The sequence below is a fragment of the Fulvivirga lutea genome (genome assembly GCF_017068455.1).
Taxonomy (GTDB): domain Bacteria; phylum Bacteroidota; class Bacteroidia; order Cytophagales; family Cyclobacteriaceae; genus Fulvivirga; species Fulvivirga lutea.
On sequence record NZ_CP070608.1, the window covers coordinates 4092747 to 4105397 of the forward strand.

Sequence of the window (12651 nt, forward strand, 5' to 3'; positions counted from 1 at the left end):
TAAGAAAAGAAAACTCTAAGTCATGAAAAAAGTAATTGCGCTTATTGGTATAAGCATGGGAATGTTTTGTCTAAGCAATGTGCAAGCACAAGATGCCGGTAACTTTGTAGGAACGGCTCTTGATTTAAGCAGAACAACGCCAGGAGGAAGTGCCCGAATGTTGGGGATTGGTGAAGCCCAGACTTCTTTAGGAGGAGATATTAGTTCAGCCTCCTCCAACCCGGCTGGATTAGGCTTTTTCAATAAGTCTGAGTTCTCCTTTACGCCTGCCTTCAATTACTTAAATACTACAAGCGAATATCTTGGCCTAAACACTTCTGATGCTCGTCTAAATTTCAACTTCAGCAATTTAGGAGCAGCCATTAAATATGGTAGAGGGTCTGGCTCATTTAAAGGTGGTTCATTTGGAATCAGTATCAATAGAATTGCCGATTTTCAAAATCAAATCACCTATGAGGGTAACAGCTTTAACCAGTTAGATAATAATGGTAATATTATTTTTGACCCTAACAATCCTGCAGACTTTGTAGAATATGCCGCATTAAATGCCTTTACAAGCAACGGGTCAGATATAAGCTTTGATAATGATTTTGCAGAGCTTGCATTCGAAACATTTCTTATAAGCCCTTTCAGTATCAATGGCAATAACTTTGTTGATAGGGATTATTACGCAGTGGAAGACGATGGTAGTTTCCCTCAAGACAACAATGGGAATGATATTTTCATACCCGCCTATACTGAGCCTGACTTTCCCACTTTCCAGACAGAAACAATCAAGTCCACCGGAGCAATGTATCAGACATCATTCAGTTATGGAGCCAACTATGATGATAGAATTTATTTTGGAGCTGGCTTAGGGCTTATAACAATGACTAGAGAAGTAAACAGGGAATATATTGAAATTCCAACAAATGCCGAATTGACTAGTCTTGTTTTGGAAGATAACTATGAACAAAACGGTACTGGCGTAAATGCTACATTTGGAGTTATTGGAAGGCCAATGCCTCAGGTATTATTAGGTGCCTCTTATACAACACCTTCAATAATTTCTATTGAACAAATTAGAAGCGTAACTCTTACTGCTAACTACTTATTTGCAACTAGTTTTAGAGAACAAATTGAGTCTTTCGGATTCGATTACGAGGCATTCAATTTTACAATAACTACTCCATCTAAACTGAGGGCAGGTGCCACCTACTTTTTAGGGAAATCAGGGTTTATTACAGGGGATATTGAAAGAATTAATTATGCCGGTGCTAATCTTTCAAATTCTGAATCCGGAGTATCGTTTTCTCAAGCCAATTCAGACATCAATCAACTAGAGTCTGTGATCAACTATCGATTAGGTGCTGAGTTTAGATATGAGATGTTTAGGCTAAGAGCTGGTTTTGCCAGAATGGACGACCCCATCAAAAATGATATCGATGAGAGTGAGAACAGAATTACCTTTGGTGGTGGTATCAGAACAGAAGATTATTTTGTTGATATGGCTATTTCTACATCTAACGGCAGAAATTCAACTGTATCTCCCTATCCTAGGCGAGAGGCCTTAGTAGAGAATAAAAATACGGCAGTGTCATTTACGGTGGGATTCTTCTTTTAGAATCCCGCTGATATCTTCAACAGAAATTGAATCGGACATCAGACGATGTTTTGCTTTTTCATAAAATGGCCTGCGACTTTCGATAAGTGATTTTATCTTATCAAGTACGTTTTCATTTTTAAATAAAGGCCTTTTCTCAACGGCAGTCTTATTCATCCGTTCAAATAACGCCTCTGCAGAAACATCTAAATAAATAGTTTTTGCATTCGCATTCATTAATTCAAGATTGTTGTAATAGCATGGAGTGCCCCCGCCTGCTGCAAGTACGAACTTATTATGCGAATTGCAGAAGCCTTCAAGAGTGGAAGCTTCCATTTCTCTAAAAGCATCCTCCCCCTCCTGCCCAAATATTTGTTGAATTGTTTTTTCTTCTTTAGACTCAATTAAATCATCTAAATCAAAAAAAGGAAGATTCATCCACTCACTCAATTCCTTTCCTAAGGTTGTTTTGCCGCTACCCGGCATACCTATAAGAATTATTCTATTTGATAAGTCCATTTGCTATATCAGCCGATGGAATATCATTATGATGCCACTTACCTAGCACCGCACCATCTTGCAATAGCATAATGCCAGGATTTGAACGTATCATTGCCTTGAGTACGGTTGCATCCGTAAAATAGTAAGGTACTGCCAATTGATAATCATGCCTGAATGCCTCAAAATCCGCTTCTGACGAGGATGTAAGTACCATTGGTTCTATTCCATTCAACCCGTTAATCAGATTGTTTAGTTCATCCATTTTTTCCTTGTCTTCAAAAGACGCATCATAAAAAATTAATAAGAGCTTCGCACCAGAAAATGTTTCTTCTGTGTAGTCATTACCATCTGTGCCAACTACTTGATAATCGGTAATTTTAGGTGTAGATGCCTTTTCATTAAGCAACTCGGCACTTACATACTCATAACCATCTTTTGGCAGTAGATATTTAGTTGATTTTACTGTTTCACCATCCTTCTTAAAAGTATATTCCAGTATGGGCGCTTCCTCTGCAATCATCTTCTCAGGAATACTGTTCCCAATTTTATAAGGCCTGAAATCAATAAAAGGTAAGTGACGAATGGCAGTAATTCCAAGAATAAAACTTACAACGGTTGTTGCTATAATTATAGCATTCGCTGGCCTTGTACGAAGAACTGATTCATAACCATTTCGGTACCAGAAAAGATGTGCAACAAACACGATCAGTATCAAATCTTTATAAAATGACTGCCAAGGAGTAAGTGGTATGGCATCGCCAAAACAACCACAGTCCGTCACTTTATTAAAGTAGGCAGAATAGAAGGTAAGAAATGTAAAGAAGACCATGAGTGCCATCATCACACTCATCGACCATTTCATTTTATAATTAATTAGAACAGCAACACCTAAAACAACTTCTAATATGATCAGGATCATTCCAATAGGAAGTGCAAATGGAATAAATATTTCAAAGAAGGATCCAAAATCGGAAGAGAAAACTTCGAAGTATTCCTGAAGCTTAATTTTGGTACCCACAGGGTCATTCAACTTGATCAACCCGGAAAAAATAAACAGTCCGCCTACAAAAATTCTCGAAAATAAATCAATCGCCTTTTTGAACATATTAAATAAAGTTTGACTTGATTAACGCAAAGACAGAGTAATTGAGCATATCTTGATAATTAGCCTCTACACCTTCAGAAACCAATGTTTTACCGGCATTATCTTCAATCTGCTTCACCCTGTATAGTTTCATTAAAATGATATCTGTTATAGAGCTTACACGCATGTCTCTCCACGCTTCTCCATAATCATGATTCTTATTTTTTAATAAATCCAATGTATCATTAACAACCTCATCATATAAGGGTTCCAAATCGTTATAGGGAATTTCAGTTCTTTTATCACCTTCTAAACGTAGTTGTAAAATAGCGATGATGCAGTAGTTAATTATCCCTACAAACTCATTGGTAATATCCTCTTCTATTTTTTGGGTTCCTTTTTCCTGTATAGATCTAATTCTTTGCGCTTTGATAAAAATCTGATCAGTAATTGAACTTAACCTGAGAATTCTCCAGGCTGTGCCGTAATCTTTTGTTTTCTTTTCAAAAAGCGCTTTACACTCCTTTATTACCTGCGTATATTCGCTGACAGTTTGGTCTATCAAAATATTAAATTTTAGTTGTAAAAACCCATTTTTAAGGTGGCGCAAGATACATTTTTTTCGAGTAAAAAGACACTCAACATTCGTGGAAATGCCGTTTCATTAAACGTACCATTGGTAATGGGTATCCTCAATGTTACACCTGATTCGTTTTATGAAGGCAGTAGAGTTGAGCAAGAGAAAGAAATTATTACGAGAGCAACTAAAATGGTAGAAGATGGAGCTGCCATTATAGATATTGGCGGCTACTCCACCCGGCCAGGGGCTGTAGATATTTCAGTTAAAGAAGAAATCGATAGGGTCATTCCCGCAATTAAAGCCATCAGAAAAGAGCTAACTGATAGCTATATTTCGATTGATACATTTCGATCAGAAGTTGCGAAGGAAGCACTCAATGCCGGTGCCGATATTATTAATGATGTATCAGGTGGTGAACTAGATGATGGGATGTTTGATCTTATTGAACAAACAAATGTTCCTTATATTTTGATGCACATGCGAGGGACGCCTCAAACCATGAAAGAGTATACCAACTACGACCATCTCATCTTGGAGATTATCGATTACTTCCAGAAAAAGGTTACTGATCTTCGGGCAAGAGGTATACACGATATAATTATTGATCCGGGATTTGGTTTTGCCAAAACGGTACCTCAAAATTTTGAGCTTCTTAAAAAACTTAAGGAATTAAAAACTTTAGAGCTACCTATTCTCGTTGGTATATCAAGGAAGTCAATGATTTATAAGTCACTAGATATTTCTGCGGCCGAAGCTTTGAATGGCACTACAGCACTTAATATGATTGCTTTACAAAATGGCGCATCAATTTTACGGGTTCATGACGTAAAAGAAGCGGCAGAAACGGTCAAATTGTTTAATTTAACGTATATTAAATAGTCTAAAAATTTAAAATTGATATTATCATTTAGCATAGGGTTTCTTGAGGTTAGTTGGGTAGATGTTATCGACATACTATTAGTAAGTGTATTGTTGTATCAGGTCTATAAACTAATGCGAGGTAGTGTGGCCGTTACCATCTTTTTAGGAGTATTGGCACTATACCTCATTTACCTTATTGTACGTGCTGCACAGATGGAACTTCTAGGCTTAATATTAGGCCAGTTTATGGGAGTTGGTGTGCTGGCTGCTATAATCCTTTTTCAACCAGAAATACGTAAGTTTTTACTACTCATTGGCAAAACAACAGACTTCAATAAAAGTACATCATTCTTTAAAAACGTTTTTTTGGGGAAAGGCCGTGAGCATGACGAGCTATTTAATATCACTCCCGTAATTGAAGCAGCCAAAACATTAGGTGGAACAAATACCGGAGCACTGATTGTATTTTCCAAAGATTCAGAATTGAAATTTTATGCAGAATCCGGTGACGTTATTGATGCTCACCTATCTAAAAGGCTACTACTTTCAATTTTTAATAAGTACAGTCCACTTCATGATGGGGCTGCAATTATTCATAAAGGCAAAATAAAAGCTGCAAGATGTGTTCTTCCTGTTTCAGAGTCTGATAGTCTTCCTGCTCAGTTTGGTTTAAGGCATAGAGCGGCAATGGGTATGTCGGAAGTAACAGATACGGCTATATTGGTAGTTTCTGAAGAAACAGGTCAATTATCACTTACTAGAAATGGTAAGTTACATAGTAACCTTTCGCCTCAGGAATTAAGAAAGCATATCCAGGAATACCTTACAACCAAACCCGAAGGAAAGGAAGAAACAAAAAATGAGGTTGCTGAAAGTAAAAATAAAACTGTCAACAACCCCATTCGTAGTGAAGCGAAGGCTTAAATTATTTTATCACACCTAATTCTTTACCAACTTCTGTAAAAGCATTGATAGCTGCATCTAAATGATGTTGCTCATGTGCAGCTGATATCTGCACTCTTATTCTTGCTTGTCCTTTAGGAACTACCGGATAGAAGAAGCCAATTACATAAATACCTTTTTCTAATAATGCATCAGCCATTTTCTGTGCTAATGGTGCATCGTATAGCATAATGGGTACAATGGGGTGAACTCCCGGCTTTATATCAAAGCCCGCAGCTGTCATTTTTTCTCTGAAGTATTTCGTATTATTTTCCAGTTTGTCGCGCAAGTCGGTTGTTTCACTTAGCATATCTATCACGGCAATAGAAGCGCCTGTTATCGATGGTGCTAATGTATTAGAGAACAAATACGGTCGTGATCTTTGTCGCAGCAATTCAACTATCTCTTTTCTACCTGAAGTAAATCCTCCTGAAGCTCCACCCAAAGCTTTTCCTAATGTTCCTGTGATAATGTCCATTTTGCCCATTACACCGCAATGTTCGTGAACGCCTCTTCCCGTTTTACCTATAAATCCAGTAGAATGGCATTCATCACTCATGACCATGGCCTTATATTTTTCAGCTAAATCACAGATTTTGTCTAATTGAGCGATTGTTCCATCCATGGAAAATACACCGTCTGTAACTATCATTATTTGTTCTGCACCGGCTTCCCTCGCTTCCTTCAATTTGGCCTCTAAGTCAGCCATATCGTTATTATTGTACCGATATCTCATAGCCTTACACAGTCTCACGCCATCAATAATTGAAGCATGATTCAATGCATCTGAAATAATAGCATCTTGCGGGCCTAACAAAGGCTCAAATACACCCCCATTGGCATCAAAAGCTGCAGCATATAGTATGGTGTCTTCAGTGCCTAGAAATTCAGAAATCTTCCTTTCAAGTTCTTTATGAATATCTTGGGTGCCGCAAATAAATCGAACTGACGACATTCCATATCCATGCGTATCAATTGTTTTTTTGGCTGCATCGATCACCTTCGGGTGTGAGGACAAACCCAAATAATTATTCGCGCAGAAATTAATTACTTCTTTACCTTGAGCTGTTTTAATATCAGCTCCCTGAGGCGTGACAATTACCCTTTCGGACTTATAAAGCCCTGCTTCTTTAATTTCTTCTATTTCTTTAGTTAGCTTTTCTTTTAACGTATACATCAATCTTCCTTTTTAGGTCTATTTATAATAGGCTTTGCTTGCTTTCTGATAACAGGTTTACCAGGTTTCTTCATCACCGGTTTCGCCTTTCCTGCTATCTTGGGCTTAACAATTGGCCTTTTTACTTCTTTAGAATCATTATCATTATTTACTTCTTTCGAGTCTTTCGCTTCACTAAGCAAATACCTTCTCCTTAAATCATTAATCAAAAACAGTTTTTGAGATGTAAAACTATTAGGATGCATTTGTTCGTATTCCTGCTTGAACTTTAGGTATTGCTTTTGATCTCCCGCTTCATACAGCTTTGGATCAATTTTTTTTGACTTGAGATATTCGATAAAGTCCATGAATAGCAAATATATAACTTGCTCGCTCAAAGCGCGAACAGAATTTCAATCGTTTGAATGAAATGTCTAAATTCGCACCGAGCAATAATTAACTATGGATAAAATACTTGTGATTGGTGCCTTAGGGCAACTTGGGTCTGAATTAAGTTTAGCGCTTCGCGATATTTATGGTAGAGACAATGTAGTTATTACCGATATCAAAGAACCATCTGGTAAGTTGGCTGATGGACCATCAGAAATTCTCAATGCTATGGATCGGGAAAAGCTTTTCGAATTAGCAGACAAACATCAAATAACACAGGTATATCATTTAGCCGCCATTCTTTCAGCCAAAGGTGAGTCTGACCCAAAATTTGCCTGGCAATTGAATATGGACAGCTTAATCCATGTTCTGGATCTTGCCAAAGAAAAAAATCTAAAAAGAATTTACTGGCCTAGTTCAATAGCTGTATTCGGGCCATCAACACCAGTTGATAATACACCACAAAATACGATTATGGATCCCAACACAATTTATGGGATAAGTAAGCTGGCCGGTGAGAGATGGTGTGAGTACTATCACAATAAATATGGTGTAGATGTTAGAAGCTTAAGATACCCTGGATTAATTGGCCATAAAGCGAAACCAGGAGGTGGGACAACTGATTATGCAGTAGATATCTATTACAAAGCTTTAGAAGAAGGTAAATATGAGTGCTTCTTATCAGAAAATACCTATTTACCCATGATGTATATGGATGACGCTGTGAAGGCCACTATTGATTTGATGCAGGCAGAGGAAAGTGATGTTAAAGTAAGATCCAGCTATAATATCAGTGCCATTAGTTTTTCCCCTAAAGAAATAGCTGAATCCATTAAAAAAGAAATGCCTGAGTTTGAAATTTCTTACTCACCGGATTTCAGACAAAAAATTGCTGACTCCTGGCCTAATTCAATTGATGATAGCAGTGCCAGAAATGACTGGGGTTGGTCTCACCAATTTGATTTAGATAAAATGACTTCGGAAATTCTTACAGGATTAAAACCTCTATTGAACAATCAAACGTCCTGATCTTTCAGACGTTGAAGAAAACACTTTTACAAAGTAAAGTCCAGGCTTCATATTCTGATGTAAGTTAAAATCATACTGAGATCCTGAGAAGGTTTTTGTGAGAATTACTTCACCCAAAATATTCACTACACTAAGAGAAAGGGCTTCTGTTTCTTCTGCGTTTGTAATAATATTAACTAAACCACCCGGGCTCACTGGGTTTGTAAATACTAGCTTTCCCTCTTCTAAAGAAGTAAAATCAACGGCCACTGGCGCAAACGTTTCTGAAGTACCATCAAAATCTGTTTGTTTTAATCGGTAATATGATCTTCCAAAAGATGGGTTTTTATCGGTATAACTATATTCTAATGGCGCCAAACTGTTTCCTGCACCATCCACTGTTGTTAATAAACTATAGTTAATGCCATCTGATGATTTTTCGACTGTGAAAAAGTCGTTATTGATTTCGGTATAGGTTGACCACGCAAGCTCGATATAGTTTCTATTAGATTTTGCATTAAAAAATGCTAGTTCAATTGGAAGAGGTGCATTAGGGTCAGAATTTTCATCAATCGTACCCGGACCAGTTAATGTTTCATTACTACAGCCAGGGCATGCATTTCCCCAAACACCATTACCATTTATTTCTATTAGAGAGCCTGATGCATTATTATTTGCTACCAATTGTGCGCCACTTTCAAAAACTATCTCTACACCAGCAGGTAATAAAAGTTTTGCATTTGAACTAAAAGTAAGAATTCCAGTTGAAGTAATTGTAATGGTCGTTATTGATGTAGAACTTGTTAAGTCAATTACTTCATTTTCTATGTTGAAATCCCTGTTAATTACAATGTTTGTTCCATCCCATGCTCCACTTACAGTATTAGAAGCTCCTGAACAACTCCAGTTCGTAGTTCTTGACCATCCTTTTGGATTTCCAGAAATTACATTATTTAAACTTGTGCAAGTTTGACCGATGGCAATCTCTGCCAAGAAACTCATAACAAATACTAGAAAATATTTTTTCATAACTCTTTTAATACAACGAAATAAGTAAAAGTAACTAGGTGTTTTTACTTACAACATGCAAAGAAACAATTATTACACCACACTTTAAAAGTTTATTTTTGGTCTATAAAACAATTTTATTACTGCCCATCCTCCCAAAACGGGAATTTCATCCTTAATTTGAAATAGAGTTTGCAATTACTAATTCGAAAAGTAACTTTAAATCGAATAACAATAAGTAACCATGGCAGCATTCCAAAACATACTTACAGAGCTTAATGAAGGCATTTTAACTGCAACAATTAATAGACCAGAAAGCCTCAACGCGCTCAATATTGCAACAATTGATGACTTGAAGAGTTTAATCACAGAAGTTTATGATTATGAAGAAATCAAAGCTTTAATTCTCACTGGCTCCGGTGAAAAGGCATTTGTAGCAGGCGCAGACATTACGGAAATTGCCGAATTAGATGAAATGAACGCTCGTAATTTTGCTGAAAACGGCCAGGAAGTGTTTGCACTTTATGAAAATTGCCCTAAACCTGTTATTGCAGCAGTCAATGGTTTTGCGCTTGGCGGTGGTTGTGAACTTGCTATGGCATGTCATATGAGAGTAGCTTCCAATAATGCAAAGTTTGGACAGCCCGAGGTGAACTTAGGAATAATTCCTGGCTATGGTGGAACTCAAAGACTTACCCAACTAATTGGCAAAGGAAAGGCATTTGAATTAATGATGACAGGAGATATGATCTCTGCCGATGAAGCCAAGTCATTAGGCCTCGTTAATCATGTGGTGCAATCAAAAGAAGAGCTCCACGAATTGTGTAACAAAATACTTTCAAAAATACTTTCAAAAGCACCATTGGCAGTAGGTATGGTTATCGACTGTATTAACGCAGTTTATTCTGATGAAGATGGTTACCAAACGGAAGCAAATGCCTTCTCACATTGCACGAAAACAGAAGATTTTGCAGAGGGAACGAAGGCATTTTTGGAAAAAAGAAAGCCTGAATTTAAAGGCGAATAATTCCATCACTTTATAATGGGGCAACTTAGAAGTCTTGCAGGACAAACTGCTATATACGGTGTAAGTAGTATACTTGGCAGAGTTATAAACTATTTACTTGTAGGACTTCATACTGCTATTTTCCTTCCGGAACAGCTCGGTATAGTTGCCAGTTTATTTGCCTACACTGCCATTTTTTTAGTGATATATACCTATGGCATGGAAACAACATTTTTCAGGTTTGCTAAGGATAATCTGGAAAAGGCCTACACTTCATCATGCACAGTAGTAATTATTATTAGCACAGTTTTATCAGCAACTATATATTTTAATTCTGATTTTTTAGCACCTCTCATCGGCTATCCTTCAGCTGGAAAATACATTGAATGGCTGGCCATTATTTTATGGATAGATGCGGTATTATCTATACCGTTCGGTAGGTTAAGATTTGAAAATAAAGCTAAAAAATTTGCATCCATAAAAATTGCTAACATTCTCATTAACATAGGGTTACAATTTTTCTTCCTATTAATTATTCCCTCGCTAGATTCATCCTTTGAAGTAACTATTGGCTCAATATTTTTAGCCAACCTTATTGCCAATGCACTGATGGTTTTAATGCTCTACAAAGAGGTCATTAAAATTAGGTTCCATTGGGATAAACAAGTAATGCAAACGGTTTTTAGTTATTCTACACCCATCTTTCTGATGGGACTCGCAGGTATGATGAATGAGCAGCTTGACAAAATTCTGATCGAACATTTCCTTCCTGACTCATATTATAAATCAATGGACAGCACTGCAGCAACAGGGGTTTATAGCCAAACGTTTAAACTAGGTGTGCTGATGATGCTGGCCGTTCAGGCTTTCCGTTACGCGGGCGAGCCCTTTTTCTTTGCACAAGCCGATGATAAAAAGGCTCCTGAGTTATTTGCTCGTGTAATGCACTATTTTGTGATTTTTGGGCTTTTATTATTTGTGCTTGTAAGCTTAAATGTTGATTTCATTGCCTCCATTTTTTTAAGACAGCCTGAATACAGGGTGGCCCTATACCTTGTCCCGTTAATTCTCTTTGGAAAACTTATTTATGGAGTTTATCTAAATCTTAGTATCTGGTTTAAGATTACCGATAAAACCAGGTATGGCCTTTATTTTAGTCTTATAGGATTATTTGTAACTCTAGCTGGCAATGTGTTATTGTTACCAAAAATTGGACTTTTGGGATGCGCCATTAGTATCATTTGTTGTTACTTATCGATGAGCTTGGTGTGTTATATTATCGGTCAGAAGCACTTTCCTATCCCTTACAACTTCACAAAACTTATACCTTACGCAATTACAGCAGTTGTGCTTGTGTATATGGGGGAATTATATCAGCATCCCAACTTCACCATTGACACTACTATTAACATAGTTTGTTCAATACTTATCACCATCGTTCTTTGGGTTATTGAAAAAAATAAATTGTCGGCAGGAAAGCTTTAATTTTTCTTAGTTTTGAGGCTGGGTAACTGAAAAAAGAATTCTGAAATGAATATAATTATTCCTATGGCTGGTCGTGGTACTCGACTTAGACCACACACTTTAACCACTCCTAAACCTTTAATTCCTATAGCAGGTAAGCCAATAGTAAATAGACTGGTTGAAGATATTGTAGAAGTTTGTTCGGAATCAGTTAAAAATATTGGGTTCATCATTGGCCGCGATTTTGGTAAAGAAATAGAGGCTGATTTGAAGGCTATTGCCAAATCATTAGGCGCGGAAGGTCATATCTTTTATCAAGATGACAAATTAGGTACCGCACACGCCATTCTGTGTGCTCAGGAATTGCTTGAAGGTAATGTAATTGTAGCGTTTGCTGATACGCTTTTTAAGGCAGATTTTAAGCTCGACTCGAGCAAAGATGGTATTATCTGGGTACAGCAAGTAGATGACCCTTCTGCATTTGGCGTTGTAAAAACGGATGAAGGCGTTATCACAGATTTTGTTGAAAAGCCAGCAGAATTTGTTTCTGACCTAGCCATAATTGGGATTTATTATTTCAAGAATGGAGCCTTTTTGCGGTCTGAGCTACAATATCTTATTGACAACGACATTAAGGTTAAAGGTGAATATCAACTAACAAATGCCCTTGAAAATATGAAGAACAAGGGATCAAACTTTGTTCCAGGACAGGTTAGTGAATGGCTCGATTGCGGAAATAAAAACGCAACAGTTTACACCAACAAAAGGTACTTAGAATTCATAAAAGATGAAGATCTAATTGCAAAATCAGCCTCCATAAAGAACTCGGTAATTATACCTCCTGTATATATAGGCGAAAAAGCAGTGATTGAGAACTCAATTATTGGGCCACATGTATCTTTGGGAAATAAGTCATCAATAAAAAATTCTATTGTTCAGAATAGTATAATTCAGACAAATACCAACATAAATAATTCAAATATGAAAAACTCAATGTTGGGTAATCACGTTACCCTTGAAGGTAAATCAGATGATCTGAGTGTTGGAGACTACAACACTATCTCTTAAA

The 12651-nt window shown here is 37.0% G+C and carries 13 protein-coding genes; 7 read left to right on the plus strand and 6 right to left on the minus strand.

Annotated elements, in window-relative coordinates:
• The first annotated feature begins 22 nt into the window (after positions 1-22).
• Positions 23-1603, plus strand: coding sequence for an OmpP1/FadL family transporter (locus JR347_RS18155; RefSeq protein ID WP_205721988.1), 1581 nt, complete (start codon positions 23-25; stop codon positions 1601-1603).
• Here JR347_RS18155 and JR347_RS18160 read toward each other — a convergent pair.
• The 3 genes from JR347_RS18160 to JR347_RS18170 are packed head-to-tail and all read right to left on the minus strand — an operon-like array spanning position 1577 to position 3732.
• Positions 1577-2101 carry a shikimate kinase gene (locus tag JR347_RS18160; protein ID WP_205721989.1) on the minus strand — a complete coding sequence of 175 codons (525 nt, stop codon included), beginning with the start codon at positions 2099-2101 and terminating at the stop codon, positions 1577-1579. The two genes, JR347_RS18155 and JR347_RS18160, sit on opposite strands and share 27 nt — an antisense overlap.
• Positions 2085-3188 (minus strand): BT_3928 family protein, encoded by a 1104-nt coding sequence (locus JR347_RS18165; RefSeq protein ID WP_205721990.1) that lies wholly within the window; start codon positions 3186-3188, stop codon positions 2085-2087. Before JR347_RS18165 ends, JR347_RS18160 begins: the two co-directional genes overlap by 17 nt.
• A 1-nt stretch (position 3189) precedes the next feature.
• Positions 3190-3732, minus strand: coding sequence for a DUF1599 domain-containing protein (locus JR347_RS18170; protein ID WP_205721991.1), 543 nt, complete (start codon positions 3730-3732; stop codon positions 3190-3192).
• Between the two features lie 36 nt (positions 3733-3768).
• Here JR347_RS18170 and folP point away from each other — a divergent pair, with 36 nt between their 5' ends.
• Together folP and cdaA are read left to right on the plus strand one after the other, a co-directional pair.
• Positions 3769-4626 (plus strand): dihydropteroate synthase, encoded by an 858-nt coding sequence (folP, locus tag JR347_RS18175; RefSeq protein ID WP_235689716.1) that lies wholly within the window; start codon positions 3769-3771, stop codon positions 4624-4626.
• A gap of 15 nt (positions 4627-4641) precedes the next feature.
• On the plus strand, positions 4642-5532 hold the full coding sequence (gene cdaA / locus JR347_RS18180; protein WP_205721992.1) for a diadenylate cyclase CdaA: 891 nt from the start codon (positions 4642-4644) through the stop codon (positions 5530-5532).
• Between the two features lies 1 nt (position 5533).
• On the opposite strand, the gene kbl is transcribed toward cdaA, so the two are convergent.
• Positions 5534-6727: a glycine C-acetyltransferase gene (gene kbl / locus JR347_RS18185; RefSeq protein ID WP_205721993.1), complete on the minus strand. Its 1194-nt coding sequence runs from the start codon at positions 6725-6727 to the stop codon at positions 5534-5536.
• Positions 6727-7074, minus strand: coding sequence for a hypothetical protein (locus JR347_RS18190; protein ID WP_205721994.1), 348 nt, complete (start codon positions 7072-7074; stop codon positions 6727-6729). The genes kbl and JR347_RS18190 overlap by 1 nt, the downstream gene beginning before the upstream one ends.
• Before the next feature lie 94 nt (positions 7075-7168).
• Here JR347_RS18190 and JR347_RS18195 point away from each other — a divergent pair, with 94 nt between their 5' ends.
• On the plus strand, positions 7169-8125 hold the full coding sequence (locus JR347_RS18195; protein WP_205721995.1) for an NAD-dependent epimerase/dehydratase family protein: 957 nt from the start codon (positions 7169-7171) through the stop codon (positions 8123-8125).
• On the opposite strand, the gene JR347_RS18200 is transcribed toward JR347_RS18195, so the two are convergent.
• On the minus strand, positions 8102-9133 hold the full coding sequence (locus JR347_RS18200; protein ID WP_205721996.1) for a T9SS type A sorting domain-containing protein: 1032 nt from the start codon (positions 9131-9133) through the stop codon (positions 8102-8104). The genes JR347_RS18195 and JR347_RS18200 overlap by 24 nt on opposite strands.
• A gap of 223 nt (positions 9134-9356) precedes the next feature.
• On the opposite strand from JR347_RS18200, the gene JR347_RS18205 reads away from it, so the two are divergent.
• Genes JR347_RS18205 through JR347_RS18215 form a run of 3 tightly spaced genes read left to right on the plus strand, consistent with a single transcriptional unit; the run spans position 9357 to position 12650 of the window.
• The gene (locus tag JR347_RS18205) at positions 9357-10139 is read left to right on the plus strand and encodes an enoyl-CoA hydratase/isomerase family protein (protein ID WP_205721997.1); all 783 of its coding nucleotides are present in this window, start codon (positions 9357-9359) and stop codon (positions 10137-10139) included.
• A gap of 15 nt (positions 10140-10154) precedes the next feature.
• Entirely contained in the window at positions 10155-11603 is a 1449-nt protein-coding gene (locus tag JR347_RS18210; RefSeq protein ID WP_205721998.1) for an oligosaccharide flippase family protein, read from the plus strand.
• Between the two features lie 45 nt (positions 11604-11648).
• A complete protein-coding gene (locus JR347_RS18215) occupies positions 11649-12650 on the plus strand; it encodes a sugar phosphate nucleotidyltransferase (protein ID WP_205721999.1) in 1002 nt (333 codons plus the stop codon).
• Position 12651: the final 1 nt, after the last annotated feature.